This is a genomic window from Streptomyces sp. NBC_01190, from assembly GCF_045039895.1.
Taxonomy (GTDB): Bacteria; Actinomycetota; Actinomycetes; order Streptomycetales; family Streptomycetaceae; genus Actinacidiphila.
Genome location: NZ_CP108580.1, coordinates 4,439,245 through 4,459,775, shown reverse-complemented (window position 1 = coordinate 4,459,775; position 20,531 = coordinate 4,439,245). Strand labels below are relative to the sequence as shown.

Sequence of the window (20,531 nt, the reverse complement as noted above, 5' to 3'; positions counted from 1 at the left end):
CGCGGAAACACACCTACAGAATACTTCCTCCGTACTTGGCCTGCTGCGTACTCAGATAGTGTGCGACATCGGATCCACGACGGAAGAATGTCGAGATTTCCCCGGCGGGCGTCCTGAGGCCGTAAAGCCCGTCGACAGGATCAATCCTGTGCAAATAGCCACTTCCGTCAACCAGATCACCCGCCCGCGCGGGACCGTCCATGAACGTTCTGGCATGGTCGACGTACTCGTTGTATCCATCAGGCGTCTGATACTCCGGCATATCGGCCCCCTTTTTTATGTTACTGAACCCGGAGTTGGTCTTCTTCACACCGTATACATGCTTTGAGAAATGCCCCTGCGCCTTGTCCTGCGAGAGGAAATCTGGTCGGCTATCGTTGACCACCGCGTCCTCCGCGACATCGGCGGCTTCCTTGTCCGCGAGGTCCTCGCCCGCTTCGAGCGCGGCGATCTCCAGTTCGTCCTCGCCGCCGGTGACGACGAAGCCCGCGACGAGGGCGCCGGCCTTGAGGCAGCCGCCCAGGGAGGGATCGGAGACACAGCCCACGACGTCGGACGCGCCCGAGGCGTGGTAGACGAACTTGCCCGCGTTCTCCGCGATGCCCGAGGCCTTCTGCCACCAGTGCTTCTTCGGCTTGGGCTTCGCCTTCGGCTTCGGCTTCGGGTGCGTCAGCTCGTACTGGCCGACGTAGTACGAGACGGCCTGCCGGTACACCAGGTTCGCGTACTTCTGCGTGGCGTGCCCGTGGCTGTCGGTGTAGCCCTGGTCGTGATACCAGTCGTGCATGCCCTGGACGGTGCCGAAGCCCATCCCGGACACATCGTCGTAGAGCATCGTGCCGGTCGGGTCGGAGCCGGTGACCGGGTCGTTGCCCGCGTAGTCGTAACCGCCCAACTGCGTCGGATCGTCGGCCTCGAAGACCGGGTCCGGTGACAGGAACCGCCCGCTGGACGGGTCGTACTCCCGCGCCCCCAGATTCTCCAGCCCGGTCGCCGGGTCCGGGGTCCCGCCCACATAACCGTCGTCACCCCCCGGCCAGACCGAAGGCGCCGTACGGGACTGGCCGAACGGCAGGTACGAGCGACGCGTCGGCGCCAGGCTCTGGTAGTCGATCGCCAGGGTGTCGGTGCCCTGCCGGTCCGGAATCAGATACTGCACATCGCCGGTGCTGGAACGCTCGGCGACGGTGTCGCCGCCGAGTTCGTAGTAGCGCGTGCCGGACAGCGCTTGCGTGCCGGTGTTCTCCACGATCTGCTGGCCGTCGGCGAAGAGGGTGGCCTGTCCGGGGTCGGTGCGCAGCACGAGGTTGCCGTCGGTGTCGTACAGGTAGCTGGTGGTGCCACCGGTCGCGGTGTCCGTCAGCGAGCCGAGTTTGCCCTGGTCGTTCCAGGTGAGGGTCTGCGTGCCGGCCTGGGTGGTGATGCCGGTGTCGTCGCCCGCCCCGTCGTAGGTGTAGGAGGCGGTGTGCGCGGTGGCGCCCGGGCCGGTGGACGTCGTGTTGAGCAGGCTGTGCGGGCGGACCGCGTCAGCCCCTTGCGCCGGGTAGTTGTACGTGGTGGTGGTGTCCCCGGCGACCGTCCCGCTCGTGTCGTGGTCGGTCTGGGTGTGCCGGTCGCCGGCCGCGTCGTAGGTCCAGGACTGCCAGTACGGCTGCGGGCCGCCGACCGTCGCGCTGTTTCCCGGTGCGGGCGTGGCGGCGCAGGCGTCGTCGGCGGTCCACGCCGCGGAGAGCCGGGTGGCGTAGTCGTACTGGAAGCACTGGGTGTCGGTGGTCGCGCCGCTGTTCTGCTGGTCGGTGGTCGAGGTGACCAGGCCCGCGCCGCCGGAGACATCGGCGTTGTCGTACCCGTACTTGGTGTCGTCCACGACGGTCGCGGATGTGGCGGTGGTGGTCTGGGCGTCGGTGAGCCGCTGGGTCTGCTCGTCGTAGGTCAGCTTCAGCGCGGCCCAGCTGCCGGAGGTGCCCATCGTGTACTGGAGGGGCTTGCCCAGCTCGTCGTACCCGACAGCCGACACGTAGTCCCACCCGACGGTGCCACTGCCGCTGGCGACGCTGGTCGGCTGGCCGTAGAGGTCGTAGCCGAAGAAGACCTGCTCGGTCGGCAGTCCGCCGGCCGCGGCATAGGAGTGGCTCGCCAGAACGCCCTGGGGGGTGTAGGTGTCACCCGTCACGTAACCGGCTGTGGGAGCGAGCGGGGCCTCCGCGGCGGGCAGGTTGGCCAGCGTCTCCTTCTGGGCGGCCGGCAGTTCGAAACTGTTGTAGCCCAGCACGGCGGTGGTCACCGATGGGCTGGTCGTGCCCTTCTGGTACGACGTGGACGAGGTGAGCAGGCCCTTCTTGACGGTGTCGTAGGTCCAGGCGCCGGTCTCGTTCGCCGCCGAGGGGGTGGCGTTGCCGGTGGTGTCGTAGGTGAACGTCTTGCGGCCGTCGGCGTCGTAGCTGTAGGTGGTCTGCTTGCCCCGGGCGTCGGTCGAGGTGATCAGCTGACCGGCGTTGTCGTAGGTGGACGAACTGGCGCCGGCGTCCGGGTCCGTGGTCGAGGTCTGGTTGCCGAGGAGGTCGAAGCCCCAGGACCACACGTTGCCGGCCGCGTCGGTCTCGCCGATCCGGTTGCCGCTCGCGTCGTAGGTGTAGTGCAGGGCTGAGTAGTCGGCCGCCGGATCGTTCACCGGATCGGCCGGCCCGCCCTTGTGGTATTGGTATTCGGCGATGCTGTTGCCCCGGGCGTCCACGAACGTGCTCTGCGCGACCGCGCCCTGCGGCGGGATCGTGGTGGTGACGTTGCCGCCGTAGACGGTGGTGGTCCGCCAGGTCTCGGTGGCGAGCTTGTAGGAGATCGCCGCGGTCTGCCGGCCGGCGCCGTCGTACAGGTAGCCCGTCTCCGAGGGCACGTCACCGGACTGGGCAGGGTCGATGATGGCCGAGAGCGGCGACCCGTTGTAGTAGGGATCGGTGGTGCTGGCCTGCTGGCCGATGGTGTTGTAGACGGTGTCGGTCAGGACCCGGCCGCCGTCCTGCGTGCTGGCCTGGGTCTCCCGCTGCCGCAGCAGTGTGTCGTAGAGGACTTCGCTGGTGCGGTAGGTGTCGTTCGCGTCGTTGTTGAGCGTCTGGGTGGTGACGATCGACGGACCGGTGTTGGAGATGGTGTACGTGTGCTTGTCGGCCGCCGCGGTGACACCGGGTTTGAAGTCGGCGGTCACCCGGCCCAGCGCGTCGTACTGGTGCGTGGTGACATAGCCGGCCGGATCGGTGGTCTGGAGGGCGAGGTCACGCAGCGGGTCGTAGGTCGTCACCGTCGCGTAGGTCTTGGGGTCGGTGACCTTGACGGAAGTCGGTGCTGCCCCGGTCGCCGGTGTGTACGCGGTGACGGTGGTGCGGTTGTCCGCGTCGGTCGAGTTCAGCGTGCGGCCGTACTCGTCGACGGTGCTGCTGGACATGGTGACGAACGACGGCGTGGAGCCGCTGTACGACGCGGCGTTCTGCTTCATCGTCATGCTGCCGGCCGTCGGCGCCGCGCCGAAGGTGGTCGAACCGTCGTAGTACGTACGGGTGTCGGAGACGGCGTCGCGCGGGAAGACCGGCGTGGTCGCGCACTTGACGGCGACGGTGACGTTCTCGTCCGGGGCGTCGAGGATCCACGCGGTGGTGTTGTCGGCGAACGTCGTCGTGGCGCACTGGTCGTCGGCCGAGGTGGTGACGTCACCGAGGTCGTCCGTCTTGCTGACGCGGCCGTAGGAGTCGTGGGTGTAGTCCGTCTCGATGGCGCCGGTGGTGCCGTCGGAGAACGGTGTGTAGACGCGTTCCTTGCTCTGGCCGGTGAAGTAGGAGTGCTGGGCGGGCAGCGTGCTGCCGAGGCTGTGGGCGGCCTGGGAGGCCGAGGTCCACGGATCGGTGATGGTGTCGGTGACCACCTTGCCGCTGCCGGCGCCGTTGTACTGGATGGTCTCGTAGGGCATGCCGGCGTACTGGTCGAGGTCGGTGACCGCCGGATCGCCACGGGAGTCGGTGACGGTGGCCGAGCGGGTGCCGTTGCTCGGCAGGGTGTCGCCGTCCATACCGCGGAAGTAGGTGTAGTCGGTCTCGGTGACCGGGTCCGGGGCATTGCCGGTGGTGACCTTCATGCCCGGGAAGCCGCGGAAGTCGTTCCAGGTCCGCTGCTTGGCGGGGGTCAGCGGGTTGTCGTCGTAGTGCCAGGCCGGGGTGCCGATCGGGGTGTAGTGCGTGGTGATGTCGTCGTTGTCCGCGGGCAGGCCCTTCGGGCCGATCTTCGTCTGGTCCTGCTCGGTGACGGCGGTGACGACGTACTTGTTGAACCAGTCCAGCGCCGGATCGCTCGCGCCCGGCCGGGTCCAGTACGAGGGGTAGCAGAGCTTGGTGTTCTGGCTCGGGTCGCTGGGGGTGCCTGAGCCGCACGCCGCCGAGGAGTAGTCGACGCTGATGATCTCGTTGGTCTCGGTGGTGATCGTGTTCAGCCGGTGCCGGGTGATCGGAGGGTATCCGTCGGTGACGTCGACCCGGTTGGCCAGGGCCTGGCCGTCCAGGGTGACCGGGGGCAGCGGCACCGCGGTGGTGGGACCGGTGCCCTTGTTGTCCTGACCGGTGCGGACGATGGTCGACAGCCAGAGCGACGGCGTCGTGGAGTCCCCGGTGGGCGGGAAGGAATGAGTGAACGCGTAGGCGTCGACGTTCGTCAGGGTGGTCCCGGTCAGGGCCTGTGTCTGGATGCCGGTCAGCTCGTACTTCGACCAGAAGGTGGGGCTGGTGACCGTGCAGGCGGCGTTCTGGGCGCACTGGAGGTCGAAGGGAACGTCCGGCCAGTCCTTGGCCGTGGACGAGCTGAGGGTGGAGATCGCGCAGCCGGTGGGGGAGGTGTCGCAGCGGCCGTTGACGGAGAATCCGACGCGCCCCGCGGGGGTGGTGGCGTACACCTGGCCGGCCCGCTGACCGTAGTCGATTCGGCTCAGGTAACCACCCCGTGTGTAGGGGGCTTTCGCGGTGGTGCCGTTGTCGGCGGCGTAGTAGCCGGTGTCGTCGGTGTACCAGTAGGACACCGCGTCCTGGTGTGCGTCGACGACGTAGTCGAGGTTCCAGCGATAGGCCTGCTGGCACCAGGAGTTCGCGAACGTGGCGTTGTAGCAGGGCTGTGTGGAGCCGGTCGCGTAAACAGGCTCCGTCCAGACCGAGTTGGTGGTGGTGCCGCCGGAGGCGTAGCCGGGGAGCTGGTTCAGGCCGAAGTAGTACTGGGTGCCGTCATCGGTGGTGACGACCCAGTACTCGCCGTTGTGGGCGCCGTTGACCGCACCGGACTTGAAGTCGATCCGCTCGTTGGCGTCGTCCTTGGCGTGGTATTCACCGGTGGTGTCGTCCTTGATCAGGACGGAGGAGCGGCCGGCCAGCGACAGTGTGAGCGTGTTGCTGTCGGACCAGCAGTTGTCCTCGGTTTTGGTGGACCCTGCCGGGTTCTGGTCGCAGGACTGGTAGGACCGTTCGACGAAGCCGGGGTCGTAGTCGAAACCGTCGCCGATCACGGACGCCTGGTTGTTGGTCGAGGAGGTCAGGCCGTCTTGCGACTGGGAGTTGTAGTCCAGCGAGACCTTCGGGGCCAGGCCGCCGGGGACGGTCGGTGTGACGATGGGGTAGGACCAGTCGAAGCCGTCGGAGCTACCGCCCGCCTGCCAGGTCGATGACTGCTGGAGCGAGGTGGCCGCGAAGTTTCCCCCGCCGCCCGCGGCCGCGCTCGCCGCGGCCAGAACGGTGGCGGGCGACACGGTGGACAAGGCGACATCGGCGGTCAGGGTCTTGCCCGAGGCGTCGTTCGTGGCCGCGATCGGGGTCTGGGTGCGGCAGTCGGCCCGCTCCGGAGTGGTGAGGGCACACGCGGGAAGCGAGACAAGCCGCAGACGTGACGCCCAATCACCACCGAAGCCTTGGGCGAACGCGCTGTAGTCGAGGGTGAGTCCGATGGTCGCGGCGGGCGACGCCCTGTGCTTCCCGGCCGTCGTGGCGGCGCCGGCGGGCTCTTGGCCGGCGGCCGTGCTGTTGCCGTTCGCGGCCCGGCTGGAGGAGCCGGTCGCGCCGCTCCCGGTCAGCGAGAGCAGCACACCGGCGATGCCGGCCGCCTGGGCGTCAGCGCGGGGCAGCACGTGGACGTCCACCGATGTGGGCGCCGCTGAGACCGACCGCGTGGCCCCGGGGGCGGCCCCGGCAGCGGCGCCGGACACCGGGTGCTTGTCGGCGGGGGCGGCGCCGCGCTCCGCGGGACCGACCCACACCGGGAGGGATCCAGCCCTCCTGGCGACGGCCGCGGCACTTGTGGCCAGGTCAACGTCCGCCCTTCCGCTGGGCCATGAGACGGTGCCCGCCTTGACGGAAGGCATGAGCGCCGGCTTGCGGTAGTGCTGGGTGACCGCCGTCACGGGCACGGACGCGGTCTTGGGCGGGCTCGGCGGCCCCGCGGGTGCGGCCGCTTGGGCCGGAACCACTTGCAGGAGCCCTGCGCACACCGCCATCGCGCCGACGACGGCAGTGACCGCTCGCAACGGAAGGCTCTGGCGCCGGGGCGGCGTCGTCGCAGCAGCCGACCGCGCCCTACCCCGCCGGTACCAACTCCCGTGGAAAACCACGTGTCCCCGCCCCTCGCGATCAGCGCAGTCCGCCCTGGACCGAAAGGGAAGCTACCAACGGCCGATCACCTCCTACCTTCCATTGCCAAGTAACCACCAACTCTTTACCCTCACCACTTCACCACACTTCCGCCACAATCAGGCGGAACTGATTGCTCCGTACAACAAGCGCTCTGGTCTGCGGAGTCTCCCTCTCCTAGCGTCGATGCGACCGGAACTCCGGCTTGTGGAACAGGAGAAGTCGTGATGCGCACGCACCACATACCAGCCCGGAAGCGCGAGGGCAGGCGATCAACCCGAGGGAGAACGGGCATCGTGGCCGTCCTCGCGCTGCTCGCCTCCGCGGCCGTGGCGGTCCCCGCTCTCGCCACGGCGCCCCAGCCCTCCACCGGTCCCCAGGGCACCTCCGGTCCCGGCCGGACCGCACCCGTCACGGCGAATCGCGTGGCCGCTCCTAGCGTGCCCCGTCTCGCGAACGGCTACGGACCCAGTGCCGCACAGCAGAAGGCCATGCAGGCGGCCGCGGCCACTGCGAAGACGACCGGCAAACCCACGGTCGTCGCCGCCCTCACCGCCCCCGACCAGCAAGTCACCGCGATGCCGGAAGGCGGTTTCCAGCTCAACGCCACCCCGCTGCCGGTACGTACCGTCAAGCACGGCACCTGGGTCCCCGTGAACACCACCCTCCAGGCGCACGAGGGCGGTTGGATCCCTGCCGCGACGGCCTACGGTTCGGTCTCCTTCTCCGGTGGCGGCTCGACGGCTCTTGCGACGACCAGCTACGGCGGGGTGACCGTGACCGTGCGCTGGCCGCAGCCGCTGCCGGCACCGGTGATCCACGGCAGCACGGCCACCTACCCCGAGGTGTTCCCCTCGGTCGACCTTCGGGTCAGTGCCACGGAGAGCGGCGGCTTCAGTGATGTCCTTGTCGTCAAATCAGCGGCCGCGGCGGCGAATCCGGCGTTGGACCGGCTGCGGGTGAGCACCTCGGTGACCGGGGGCAGCCTTCAGCCGGCCAAGGACGCGCTCACCGTCCTCGACAGCAAGGGCGATGAACTCCTCGCCGCGTCGAGCGCCTTGATGTGGGACTCCAACAAGAAGCTGCCTGCCGCGCAGCATTCGACCACGCCTACGGCGGCGGACCCCTCGGACGCCGGCCACCCCGGTCTCGCCGCACGGGTGGCGCCCGTCGGCACGACGGCCACCTCCTCGGCCGTGACGCTCACACCCGACCGCCGGCTGCTCGACGCGCCGTCGACCGTGTTCCCCGTGTACATAGACCCGACCTTCAACTGGCACCCGACCACGGGCGGCGCCCCGTCGTTCGACGAGGTCAAGCAGGGCTGCCCCAGCGTCTCCTTCTACAACAAGACGACGGACCTCGCCGACAGCGGCAATCTTGGCGTCGGCTACAACGGGTGGCAGGAGGGCGACTGCCACACCGGCGACGAACACGCCGTCTACCAGTGGAAACTGCCCGCCACCCTCTTCGGCGCGCACATCGGCGACGCCACCGTGGAGGCGAGCGAGATCTACACGGCGGCCTGCTCGGGCACGTACCCGGTGAACCTCCACTGGTCGGGCGGCATCGGTTCCGGCACCGACTGGAGCAACCGGCCCAAGTACAACAGCTACTCGACCTCGCTGGACTTCAAGCGCTCCTACAACCCCGACCTGTGTCCCGGCAACGACACGCAGAAGCAGGGCTTCAACGTCCTCACCCCGATCAAGGCCGACGCCTCCGCGCACGCGACGTCCTTCACCGCCACCCTCAGTGAGGACAGCCTGGAGAAGTCCCACAACGACATCGGCTTCTCCCGCTTCTCGCACAACCCCACGCTTGAGATCGACTACAACACCGTCCCGTCGGTGCCCAGCGCCTCGACCATGGCGGCCGTCTCCGGTGGCAGCGACGCGGCATGCGACACCACCGCGCCGTATCCCTACATGGGCAAGACGCTCGCCAGCACCCCGCCGGTCCTCGAAGCCAAGGTCTCGGACAAGGACGGCGACAAGCTCCGCGCGACGTTCCAGTACTGGGTCGACGGCACCACCACCAAGACCACCGGTCTGAGCAACGACAACCTGGCCAGCAACACGTACGCCAAGTACACACTGCCCGCCGCCTTCATCGCCGGCCTCACCAACGGCAAGACCGTCGACTGGCAGGCCGAGGTCACCGACGGCGAGGACTCCACCACCTTCGCCCAATCCCCCACCTGCCACTTCACCGCCGAACCCACCGCACCCGACGCCCCGACGGTCACCTCGGAGAACAACCTGTTCCCCAACACCGACCAGGACGGCGGCGCGGGCGCGACCGCGGGCACCGCGGGGAAGTTCGACCTCGCCACCACCGGAGGCACCAGCGCGACGAAGTTCGTCTGGTCGGTCGACATCCCGCCGGCCACCAGCAACCCACCGGCCGCCCAGACCGTGACGGCCGGCGCGAACGCGGCGACCGTCACCATCACCCCGTACTCCCCCGGGCCGCACACCCTGTGGGTGTACGCGGTGGACGGGGCCGGTGACGACTCCGGCACCACCGGCTACCCGTTCCTCGCCACCGGTAACCCCGGCAAGACCTGCGCCAGTCTGACCGCGTGCTTCGACAACACGGGGATCAGCTCCGACACCAACACCGCGCAGGCCGACATGGACGGCAGCGGCGACAGCTACTCCGCCACCGACCTGGCCGGCGCCGGTTGGGCCAGCGGCGGAAAGGTCACCGTCGACGGCGCGACCTTCACGCTGCCCGCCTACGGAGCCGGGCAGAAGGACAATGTCCTCGCCGCCAACCAGACCGTCGCGTTCAGCGGTTCCGGCAACGCCCTGGAGTTCCTCACCGCCGCCACCGACGCCGGACTCGCCAATCCCGGCGCGATCGACGGCGACCAGACCGCGCCCTACGTACCCGACGGCAAGATCGTCTCCGGCTCCTACTGCTTCGACGGCACCGACCCCCAAGGCCCCTGCGCCGCCCATGGGTCGGTCAATTACACCGACGGCACGTCAAAAGCGTACGATCTGACCGTCCCCAACTGGTGGGACATGAGCGGGTCGCTGCCGGCGGTCTCCCTGCCGCACCGCAACGACAGCACCGGAACACACACCAGCCCGCACGGACTCTTCGCGTTCTCCGTGCCCACCGACCCGGCCAAGACCATCGCCTCCGTCACCCTGCCCGACGTCGGCAACCACATCGGCTTCCAGAGCCAGACGCTCCACATCTTCGGCATGGCCACCCGCGACACCACCACCGGCACCCCCGAGGCCAACGGCACCTACAAGACCCCGGCCGCGGGGCAGTCCTGGACCGGCGCCTGGGCCAACCCCAACGAGAGCAACTCCAATCTGCTCAGCGGCGGGGCCAACTACAGCAACGAGACCTTCAGGACCGTGCTCCAGCCCTCGATCTCCGGCGGCACCGTCCGCGTCAAGCTGGACAACGGCGAGGGCACGAGCAAATTGAGCGTCGGCCACGCCACCATCGCTCTCAGCTCGAACGCCACCGCCTTCACCCCGGTGCCCTCGGGCACTCCGACGACGCTCACCTTCGGCGGCGCGCAGTCGGTGACCGTGCCGGTCGGCGGCATGGTGTACAGCGACCCGATCAACTTCACCGTCACCGCGGGACACTACCTCCTGCTCTCCTACCAGTTGACCAACTCGGTGCCCTACGTGGTGACGCACTCCTACGCCAACGGCTCGTACACCTACGTCTCCGCCGTCGGCTCCGGGGACCTCACCACGAGCACCAGCGCCACCCCCTTCACCACGACGGCCGCCGCCTACGGCAACTTCACCCAACTGGTCAGCGGGCTGGACGTACAGAGCGCCGGCGTACCGACCGAGGCGGTGCTGGGGGACCACCTGGTGGACCCGTTCCAGCCGAACACCACGCCCCCGAACTCCAACGGCTACCGCGTCTCGGACGCCCTGGCCGCGGCCGAGCCGACGACCGCCGCTCCCTTCGGCGTGCTGGCCGAAGGCATCGAGGCGAACCAGCTCATGACCGACAACCCCGAGACGTACCAGGGCGGTCCGATCGGCGGACCGGCCGTCCTGTCGCGGATCGACCGCGACATCCTGGACCAGCCGGGTATCAACACCGTGATCGTGGACGAGGGTCTGGAAGACCTGCTGGGCGGCACCACGACCGGTGCCGACCTGGAGACCAACGGATACACGGCCCTGGTACAGCAGTTGCAGGCCTGGGGTATCAACGTCGTCCTGACCTCCCTGACCCCCTGCCAGGGCTACAGCGGCGACGGCGCCAGTCCCAACAACCCCTGCACCTCGACCGTCGACGACTACCGCACCGACGTCAACGCCTTCCTCGGCGGGATGAACCTGGGGAGTCCCTGGGCCGCCCCTGCCACATACTTCGCGGACCTTGACTCCGCTGTCGCGGTGCCGGACGCCTACAGCGGTGAGGAACGGCTGGCACCGTTCGCGGACAGCGGCGACCATGTCAACCTGAGCCTGCGCGCTTACGGCTCCATCGCCAACGCCCTGCTGACACCGCAGGACACCTGGGCGATGGACGACGGGACCGGCATGCCGGTAGCCACCGACACCGCCGCCACCGACACGGCCCAGACCCCGGGCACCGTGCTGAACCCCAACACCGGCAGCAACACACTCACCCTCTCCGGAACCGGGGCCACGTGGGGCGACGACGCGGTGCGGGGCACCGTGCTGAACCTCGACGGGACCGCCGGCACCGCCACCAGCACAACGCCGACGCTCAACACCAGCGGCAGCTTCACCGTCTCCGCCTGGGTCAAACCGGCCTCACTGCCCACCCGCAACATGACGATCGCCGCCCAGGAGGGAACCCAGGCCAGTTCCTTCTACCTTCAGTACAACTACTCGCATACCAGCGCTCCTACCTGGGCCTTCGCCACCACGAGCGGTGACGTGGCCGCCCCGGCCTTCACCTACGCTTACGCCACCGGCCCGTCCGCGAGCATGTGGACACACCTGGTCGGCGTGTACAACGCGGCGGCCAAGACCACCCAGCTCTACGTCAACGGCGCGCTCGCCGGTTCGGCGAGCGGGGTGACGCTATGGAACGCGCCCGACGCCTTCACGGTAGGCCGTGGCCTCTACAACGGCGCTCCGACCGACTTCCTGTCCGGCTCCGTGAGCGGCGTCCAGGCCTTCGACTACGCCTTGACCGGCAACCAGGCCGGCGCCCTTTACCAGCAGGGCGTCGCGGGCGGCGGACCGTACACCTTCGCCGACACCGTGGACTACAACGGGGACGGCACGCCCGATCTGGTCGCCGAGACTCCGTCGGGAGACCTGTGGATGTTCCCCGGTGACGGCACCCACGGCCCCGACACCACCCAAGGCACCCTGGTCGGCTGGGGCTTCGCCGCCTACACCTTCGCCGGGATCGCCGACTTCAACGCGGACGGCTACCCGGACATCGTGGCGGAGGACGCCGCCGGCCTTCTCTGGCTGTATCCCGGCGACGCCAACCACGACACCTCCACCGCGCGGGTCGAAATCGGCACCGGCTGGGCCAACCACCCCTTCGCCGGGGTCCGTGACTGGAACGGTGACGGGCATCCGGACGTCGTCGCCGCGGATTCCAGCGGCAATCTCTGGATGTACCCCGGCAGCGGCGGCATCAACGGCACCGGCACCCTCAGCGCCCGCGTCCAGATCGGCAGCGGCCTGAGCACCTACACCCTGGAAGGAATAGCCGACTGGGACAAGGACGGGCACGCCGACCTGCTCGCCATGGACTCCACCGGGGTCCTCTGGCTCTACCCCGGCGACGCCGCCCACGACACGTCCACCGCCCGCGTCCAGCTCGGCACCGGGTGGACGAACTTCCCCTTCGCCGGCATCGCCGACTTCAACGGTGACGCGCGTCCCGACATCATCACGCGCGGCCCCGGCAGCATCCTGTGGGACTACCCGGGACAGGGCACCCGGACGACCTACGGCGCCCGCTTCCAGCTCGGCCTGAGCTGGTGACCGGGCCCGACCGGCTTCGGTAACGCCCCGGGGCGGGGCGGACCCACGGGTCCGCCCCGCCCCTGAAAGGGCATCAGCCCCAGGGGCGCACAGCTCGAAGCGGTAATCTGCCGCTCCCAGCACCGGCCGCGCGCGGCCGGCGGGCGGCGCCACCCCCGACGCCCCACTCCGGGACGTCCACCCGACGACAAAAGGCCACCACGATGAACGCCTCCTCCGGACGCCACGCCAAACCCCGCACCCCCGCCGCACGCCGCGCCACCGTCACCGCCGCACTCAGCGCCGCCGCGGCCGTCTCCGCCGTCGCCACCTCGAACAGCGCCCAAGCCGCGAGCACGCCGGCCGGCACCACCCCCGTCACCACTTACACCGTCGCCTCCGGCGACACCCTCTCCGGCATCGCCGTCAAAGAACACGTCCCCGGCGGCTGGACCAAACTCGCCTCCACCAACCACATCGCCTCCCCGTACACCATCCATCCCGGCCAGCACCTCACCCTCCCCGCCGGCTCCTACATCACCACCCCGAGCCCCTTCCCCGTGCCGGTCACGGTGGGCAACGCCACCCAGGTCATCACCGTCAAAGCGTCCGGCACCACCGCCACCGTCACCCTCTGGCAGAAAACCGGCACCACCTGGAAGAAGCAGACCGCCACCACCGGCGCCCGCATCGGCTCCCACGGCATCACCAACGGCGCCACCCGCACCCAGGGCACCGACACCACCCCCACCGGCACCTACACCATCACCCAGGGATTCGGCGTCGGCGCCAACCCCGGCACCAAAATGCCCTACCACCAGGTCACCACCCACGACTGGTGGGTGGAAGACCCCACCTCCGCCTACTACAACCAGATGCGCACCGACACCCAAGGCGGCTTCCACCTCACCGAGGCGGGCGACGACGGCAGCGAACACCTCGTCAACTACCCCACCCAGTACCACAACGCCCTCGTCATCAACTTCAACACCAACCCCGCCGTCAAAGGCCGGGGCGCCGGCATCTTCCTCCACGACCTCGGCCCCCAAGCCGGCCCCACCGGCGGCTGCGTCGCCGTCCCCGCCACCTTCCTCACCCAGATCATGAAATGGATCAACCCCGCCGACCACCCCGTCATCGCCATCGGCTGACCTTCCTGCCGACCGTGCACCGGAAGCTCGCCCCACGGTGCACGCCGCGGTTAGGCGCCCAAGCAGCCTGCGCCACCGTCGGCTGGGCCACCCCCAGAACGTCAGGCGGCCCACCACTTCTACCCGAGTTCCAGCGGTATGGGACCGTTGGCCACCGTCAACAACGGCTCGCGAAGGGTTGGCACTTCAAGCCAGCACGTCACTGACCGGCGCGGATGCCGACAAGGGCCCGTGATTCCCAAGCTCAGAGCGCGGGTTCGATTCCCGTCATCCGCTCCATTGATAAGCCCCAGGTCAAAGAACCTGGATATTTTTCATGGCCGCAAACCACTATCGCCGCTCTGGGGATCCCGGCGATTCTTCGAACAAGCCGCAGGCCGTCCTGATGCCTGTGGAATTACGGCGAAGGCTCACCGCCCAAGGAGCGCACGGCGTTATCGACCAACTCCTTGTAGGTAGGCACCTCCACGCGATTCACATGGGTATTGAAGATGCGAAGTGCCTCGTTGACCGACTCCTCCGGAACGGAGGGCTGAATCGACGGGTGTCCGATCAGCACCATCGCGCTGGTCCGCCGCGTCTCAATGCCGAGTTCCTCGCGGAGCCGCTGACGGTTCTCGTCCATTCACCTGCAAATCCAGAGAAAAATCCGATCTGACACTCATGAGGCGATTCTGATCGCCGGATCTGACAGTTACGGCCCCGAAGTCGCCCGTACACCAGACCCCCGCTCGCAACCACGCGCAGAGCAAGCCTGAGATCTCCGGTCACCTACGACCGGTCGCAGCACGCCGTGCTACGAGGTGCTACCGTGGAGAAATGCCAGCTCAGCCCGAGATTACCCAGCGCGACCTGCGCAGCCGGTCCAAAGAGATCATGGACGCCGTCCAAGGCGGGCAGTCCTTCACCGTCACCCGCGACGGGCACCAGATCGGGGAACTGATCCCGCTGCGCCGGCGTCGGCGGTTCGTCCCGCGCTCGGAGTTCGCCGCGATGTCCCGTACCGCGTCGGAGGTCTCTCTGGAAGCGTTCCGGGCCGACCAGGACGCCACGGCCGAGCAGGAGACGGACGACCCCTATGCCCGCTGAGTACTCCCAGGGCCTGCTCGACACCAACATCGTGATCCTGCGCAAGTGGCTCGACCCCGAGGAACTGCCTGCCGAAGTGGCGATCAGCGCCATCACGTTGGCGGAACTCTCCGCCGGCCCCCACGAGGTGCGCAGGAACGAAGAGCAGGACGACTATGACGAACACGCGGAGCGGGCCCGCCGCCTCGACATCCTGCAACGCGCCGAGAACGAGTTCGACCCCATCCCCTTCGACACCGAAGCCGCCCGCCTCTACGGCCGAGTCTGCGCAGCCGTCATCGGCGCCGGCCGCAAACCACGGCGCCGCGTCGCCGACCTCATGATCGCCGCCATCGCCATCGCCGAAGAGCTACCGCTCTTCACCACCAACCCCGACGACTACAAGGGCCTCGACAACCTCCTCACCGTCGTCCCCGTGACCCGGCCCGTCGTCCTGCACGACCGGTAGCACTCGGCCGCCGCACCACTTCCGCACCAGGTCAGGCGGTACGCACCGGACAGCCACGGACAGCTTCGGGCGCCCGCTCTCGGTGGGGCGACGCCGACACATAGCGTCTGACCTGCGGCTGACCCACGAAAGCCCCCGTGATTCGCAAGCTCAGAGCGCGGGTTCGATTCCCGTCATCCGCTCCAAACAGAAGGCCCGGGTCAATGACCCGGGCCTTTGTTGTCGGCCGGACCAATTCCGGGGCCAGGCACCACTTGCGCGCCACATCTGGCGGCCAATTGGTGCAACAAAGCGGGCTCCGAAGAGCCATCGAATGTCCCTTCGGATGGCCTTGGGCGGGGTTCGGGGGCTGACGCGGCGTCGCGTCAGCCCCCGATCGGGCGGTCGGTCCGGCGTCAGGCCGGGCGCACCACTTCCGCACCAGCGAGGCCGCCATCGCCCTCATCCTGCCGTTCGGCACGCACGAGGGCGTCGAGTCTGGCCGCGACCTTCTTCTGCCGCTCCAGCGGCGAGCGCTGGTAGATCAGGGCCGCCTTCTCCGAGGCTTGGCTGGCGCGAGCCATGGCGTCGTTGAGGGTGCTGCCCGACTGGGTGACGAGCGTGTTCCCGGTGTGGCGGAGGTCGTCGTGAGCACCGGCGGGGTCATGCCCGGGGTTTGTGCGCGAAGATCCACCGGTTGCCCTCCAGTGCGTCGTTGGGCTCGGGGAGGGGGCCACGTCGGTGCCGGCGGGTGAAGTCGAACGGCGTGTACACCGAGGTGGACCAGCCCCGCGCCGTCAGGGTGCCCGCGGAGTCCGGTCGTGGTCCCCTGTCGAAGAGGTCGAGCAGGTCGATGCGGGTCTGTTCCCGCGTCGCCGTGTAGACCGGGCTGTCGCGGTAGGCCAGCAGGTCCTTTTCCAGCTTGGCCTCGAAGGCCAGCGCGCTGCCCGCGGTGGTCAGCCTGTCCACCGTGTCGATGAGGGATGTCTCGGCGGGGCCCGGCAGGTAGAACAGGAGTCCCTCGGCCAGCCAGACGCTCGGTGCGGCCAGGTCGAAACCGGCGGTGGTCAGCGCGCTGACCCAGTCCGCACGCAGGTCGGCCGGTACGGGGACGCGCTCCACCGTCGGCTTGGCCGCCAGGTCCGCGAGCACCCGGTGCTTGAAGGCCAGCACGCCCGCCCGGTCGATCTCGAAGAGCGCGCAGCCGGACGGCCAGTCCAGCCGGAACGCGCGGGTGTCCAGCCCCGCGCCCAGCAGCACCACCTGCCGGGGGCCCGTCCGGACCGATTGGAGCAGGAAGTCGTCGAGGACCCTGGTCCGCAGGCCGAAGTAGCGGGCGAAGCGCCCCCACAGCGGATTGCTGTCCCCGTCCGGGACCTGCTGGATGCGCACCGGCCAGTGCGCGCACGCCGGCGCGGCGCGCACGAAGTGTTCCGCGTAGGGGTCTCGGGCCAGGCTGTCGTCGCGGTGGGTCTCGATCGCCCGTGCCGCGGCGACCAGGAGGGCGGTCAGGCCGACGCCTCCGTCGACCCCTTCCTCGTCCGTGTGCTGCGGCGCCGTACCGGTCATGTCTCCTCCGTTGACGGGAGTGGGGAAGGCGGGCTTCCTGGTCGTCGGATGCGGTGGCTCCCGGTGCCGCGTGCCGCGCTCACCGGCTTCTTCCGGGTGGGAGCAGCACGGGTTTGACCACGCGGCCGGCGTCGCAGTCGCGCTCGGCCTCGTTGATGTCGGCCAGCGGGTAGGTGCGGACGAGCTGGTCGAAGGGGAAGCGTCCGGTCTGCCAGAGCCGGATCAGCAGCGGTATCAGCAGGGCGGGGACGGCGTCCCCTTCGCAGATGTGGCGGATGCTACGGCCCCGGTCGAGCGTGCCCGGTTCGAGCGGCAGCGCGGTGTGGAGCCGTGCCACCAGGCCGAGGCTGCCGGTGGGGCGCAGCGCCCGCAGCGCGTCGTTGATGAGCAGGGCGCAGGCCGTGGTGTCGAGCGCGTACTGCGCGCCGCCCCCGCCGGTGAGCTGCCGGATCCGCTCGGCCAGTCCGGTCGTCGCGGCGGGCAGCGGAATCGCGCCGAACCGCGCGGCCAGGGCCAACCGCCGTGGGTGCCGGTCGACGGCAACGGTCAGCGCGCCGGCGGCGGTGGCCGCCATCACCGCGGCCAGGCCCACCGCTCCCGCGCCGAAAACGGCGAGAGTGTCGCCGGGGCCGACGGCGAAGGTGTTCAGCACGGCCCCGGCACCGGTGAGGAAGCCGCAGCCGAGCGGCCCGAGCAGTTCGAGGGGCAGCCCCGGGTCGACCCGGACGGCGTTGCGCGCCGGGACGAGCGCGTACTCGGCGAAGGAGGACTGGCCGAACCACCGGGGGGCCAGCGCTTCCCCGGCCGCGTCGGTGAGCGGCGGTGCGCCCTCCTCGCGGCCCCCGAAGAGGTTGAGGGAGGCGAAGGACTCGCAGTAGGCGGGAGCCGCGCCGCGGCAGTTGCGGCAGTGCCCGCACGAGTCGAAGCTCAGCACGACATGGTCGCCGACGCCGATCGCGGCGTCCGGGCCGGCGCCCGTCCGCACCACGACCCCGGATCCTTCGTGGCCGAGCACCGCCGGCAGCGGGCTGCTGCCGGCCGATCGCCGGACGGCGAGATCGGTCCGGCACATCCCGCAACCGGCGATCTCGACCAGGATCTCACCGGCCGCGGGTTCCGCGGGCAAGGTCACCTCTTCGACCGCGAACGGATCCCCGTACGAGCGCAGGACTGCCGCCTGGAACCTCAGGACCACGCCTCCTCCCCCGGGCGGTGGACGACGAAGGGCCGCAGGTTGCCGTACAGCCCCCACGGTCCGCCCGCCACGCCGACGCCGCTGTCCTTGACGCCCGCGAAGGGCTGGCCGAGGGACAGTTCGGCGTGGTGGTTGATCCAGGCCGTGCCGCATTCGAGCCGGCCGGCCACCGCCTCGGCCCGGTCGGGGTCGCTTCCCCAGACGGAGCCGCCCAGCCCGAAGCCCGTTCCGTTGGCGGCGTCGAGGGCCTCGTCCAGGTTCCGGTACGGCAGCACCGGCAGGACCGGTCCGAACTGCTCCTCGGTCACCACCTGGCTGTCGGGCGGGACGTGGGTGAGGATCGTGGGTGCGAAGAAGTAGCCCGGTCCGGACAGCCGGTGGCCGCCGGCCGCCACCCGGGCGCCGTCCGCCAGGGCCCGCTGCGTGAGCTGCTCGACTCGGGCCAGCTGGGGGGCGTTGTTGACCGGTCCCAGCCGGGTGTCCGGGTCGAGGCCGGGGCCGACGACGACGGTTCTGGCGCGCTCGGCGAGGGCTTCGACGACCTGGGCGTGGAGCCGCGCCGGTGCGTAGACGCGCTTGACCGCCATGCAGACCTGGCCGCAGTTGCGAAACGCCGACCAGAACAGCCGGTCCGCGATCCGGTCCACCTCCACGTCGTCCAGCAGGACGGCGGCGTCGTTGCCGCCCAGTTCCAGGGTGACCCGGGCGAGCGAGGCGGCCGCCGCTTCGGCGACGGCCCGCCCGGTGGGCACCGAGCCGGTGAAGGTGACGTGGCGGATGCCGGGATGGGAAGCGAGGCGGGCGCCGAGCGGTTCGCGGCCGGTGACGACCGTCAGCACGTCCTCGGGCAGCACGGCGGCGAGGACGGAGCCGAGCAGCCGGGTGGCGAGCGGCGTGAAGGGGGACGGTTTGAGGACCACGGTGTTGCCCGCCGCGAGCGCGGGGGCGAACTTCGCCGCCGCGAGCTGGAGGGGGAAGTTCCACGGCACGATCGCGGCGACCGGCCCGAGGGACCGCCAGCGGATCTCGCTGTGCACCGGCCGGCCGTCAGCGATCCGCCGGGTCTTGGGGGCCAGGTCGGCGAAGTAGCGCAGACGGGCCGCCGTGCGGGCGACCTCCGCGTACGACTCGGCCAGGGGCTTGCCCTGTTCCCGGGTGAGCAGCCGGGCCAGGTCGTCGCCGGCGGCCTCCACGGCGCCGGCCGCCGCGCGCAACGCGGCGGTACGGGCAGCGGGATCGCCGCGCCAGGAACGCCAGGCGCGGCGGGACCGGTCGACGACGGTGTCGAGCAGGTCCGGTTGCAGGTCGGGAGCCTCGTCGAATGCCTCCCCGGTGGCCGGATCGACGACGGCGAGTTGCGCGGCCCGCTGTCCGGGGAGGCGGTCGGGTTCGCGTTCGGGTTCGGGTTCGGGTTCGGGTTCGGGTTCGGATTTCGGCATGCCGGCGGTCAGCTCACGGCGGTGACGCCGGCCGCGTGGACCCGGTCCTGCCGGTCCATCTCCGCGCGGAAGGCGGCCACCAGGTGCGGCTGGATCCGTCCGGCGTTGCGGTCACCGCCCTCGCAGACCGCTCCGCGTACCCCGACGATGTCCGTGCCGATGCGCGTCAGCGGGCCGAGGTCGGCCTGCTTGACACTGCCGGCAAGCGCGGCGAGCAGGCCGGCGGCGTGGGCCAGCCGGACGAACTCCGCGCAGGAGTCCGGCGGCACGTGGTCGAACAGCCGCGTCCCGTCCTTGATCGCGGTGTCGAGCATGGCGGCGTCGGCGCCGGAGCGGGCGGCGATGTCCGGCAGGGCGAGCGGGTTGACGCAGCCGATCCGGTACGCGTCGGCGTAGCCGGAGGCCACGACGAGCGCTTCGGGACGGTGGTCCTTCACCGCCCGGACGACCGCGCGCATGACGTCGACGCCCTGATCGGGCGTGGTGCAACCGTAGAGGCCCACCTTGATGTACGTGGCGCCGGAGACGACCGCGCCGAGCGCGGCCTGCGCCACCGTGCCGGGCTTGTACGGGACGTCCCCCACGGTCGCGGAGACCGGCTTGTCCGCCGGTACCGCGTCGCGGATCTCCCGGATGACCCAGGGGAAGTTCGCGCCGAGCGAGCCCTCGTCAGGCTTCTTGACGTCGACGATGTCGAGATGCTCCGCCGCCTTGGCGCAATCCAGAGCCTCATCGATCCCGTCCGGGGAGATGAGAAGCAGCACGTGAACTCCTTCCGCCGCCGGTCCGCCCGGCCCGAGGACAGGGGGACCGCGGATCACCTGGCTCATACGCGGTCTGCTCATCATTTCCGTCACTCATGGGAACCGAAAGGGCGCACAGAGTATCGACCAGCGCTCGTATCCACCTGCGGAGCGCCGTGCATAACATGGTGAATCGGCATGAGTACTGAGGTTTTCCTGGGTGCGATGGACGGCGTGGGGGCCGACACCGCCGGACGCGGTGGGGAACAGGACGTGGTCGCCGGGCCGCAAAACCGACTGCGGCGGGGACGCCTGGACAT

General features: G+C 69.7%; 11 protein-coding genes. 4 read left to right on the top strand and 7 right to left on the bottom strand.

Going from position 1 to position 20,531, the window contains the following annotated elements; all coding sequences use genetic code 11:
- Nucleotides 1-13 precede the first annotated feature (13 nt).
- Entirely contained in the window at nt 14-6,424 is a 6,411-nt protein-coding gene (locus tag OG519_RS18520) for an RHS repeat-associated core domain-containing protein (RefSeq protein WP_405584963.1), read from the bottom strand.
- Between the two features lie 516 nt (nt 6,425-6,940).
- Here OG519_RS18520 and OG519_RS18515 point away from each other — a divergent pair.
- Nucleotides 6,941-12,619 (top strand): LamG-like jellyroll fold domain-containing protein, encoded by a 5,679-nt coding sequence (locus OG519_RS18515; RefSeq protein WP_405584959.1) that lies wholly within the window; start codon nt 6,941-6,943, stop codon nt 12,617-12,619.
- A 203-nt stretch (nt 12,620-12,822) separates the two neighbouring features.
- Nucleotides 12,823-13,749, top strand: coding sequence for a LysM peptidoglycan-binding domain-containing protein (locus OG519_RS18510; RefSeq protein WP_405584956.1), 927 nt, complete (start codon nt 12,823-12,825; stop codon nt 13,747-13,749).
- A gap of 397 nt (nt 13,750-14,146) precedes the next feature.
- Here the strand turns inward: OG519_RS18510 and OG519_RS18505 are convergent, their stop codons facing one another.
- Complete coding sequence (locus OG519_RS18505) at nt 14,147-14,374, bottom strand: hypothetical protein (protein ID WP_405584953.1); 228 nt, start codon at nt 14,372-14,374, stop codon at nt 14,147-14,149.
- 194 nt (nt 14,375-14,568) lie between these two features.
- Between OG519_RS18505 and OG519_RS18500 the strand changes: the two genes are divergently transcribed.
- Together OG519_RS18500 and OG519_RS18495 are read left to right on the top strand one after the other, a co-directional pair.
- On the top strand, nt 14,569-14,838 hold the full coding sequence (locus tag OG519_RS18500) for a type II toxin-antitoxin system Phd/YefM family antitoxin (protein ID WP_405584950.1): 270 nt from the start codon (nt 14,569-14,571) through the stop codon (nt 14,836-14,838).
- Complete coding sequence (locus tag OG519_RS18495) at nt 14,828-15,286, top strand: type II toxin-antitoxin system VapC family toxin (protein ID WP_405584947.1); 459 nt, start codon at nt 14,828-14,830, stop codon at nt 15,284-15,286. The genes OG519_RS18500 and OG519_RS18495 overlap by 11 nt, the downstream gene beginning before the upstream one ends.
- A 395-nt stretch (nt 15,287-15,681) precedes the next feature.
- Here the strand turns inward: OG519_RS18495 and OG519_RS18490 are convergent, their stop codons facing one another.
- From OG519_RS18490 to OG519_RS18470, 5 genes are all read right to left on the bottom strand, one after another.
- Nucleotides 15,682-15,849 (bottom strand): hypothetical protein, encoded by a 168-nt coding sequence (locus tag OG519_RS18490; protein ID WP_405584945.1) that lies wholly within the window; start codon nt 15,847-15,849, stop codon nt 15,682-15,684.
- Nucleotides 15,850-15,928: 79 nt separating this feature from the next.
- On the bottom strand, nt 15,929-16,834 hold the full coding sequence (locus tag OG519_RS18485) for a class I SAM-dependent methyltransferase (protein WP_405584942.1): 906 nt from the start codon (nt 16,832-16,834) through the stop codon (nt 15,929-15,931).
- Nucleotides 16,835-16,913: 79 nt separating this feature from the next.
- The gene (locus OG519_RS18480; protein WP_405592818.1) at nt 16,914-18,023 is read right to left on the bottom strand and encodes an NAD(P)-dependent alcohol dehydrogenase; all 1,110 of its coding nucleotides are present in this window, start codon (nt 18,021-18,023) and stop codon (nt 16,914-16,916) included.
- Entirely contained in the window at nt 18,020-19,468 is a 1,449-nt protein-coding gene (locus OG519_RS18475; RefSeq protein ID WP_405584939.1) for an aldehyde dehydrogenase family protein, read from the bottom strand. Before OG519_RS18475 ends, OG519_RS18480 begins: the two co-directional genes overlap by 4 nt.
- Nucleotides 19,469-19,476: 8 nt before the next feature.
- A complete protein-coding gene (locus tag OG519_RS18470; RefSeq protein WP_405584936.1) occupies nt 19,477-20,232 on the bottom strand; it encodes a (5-formylfuran-3-yl)methyl phosphate synthase in 756 nt (251 codons plus the stop codon).
- Nucleotides 20,233-20,531 lie beyond the last annotated feature (299 nt).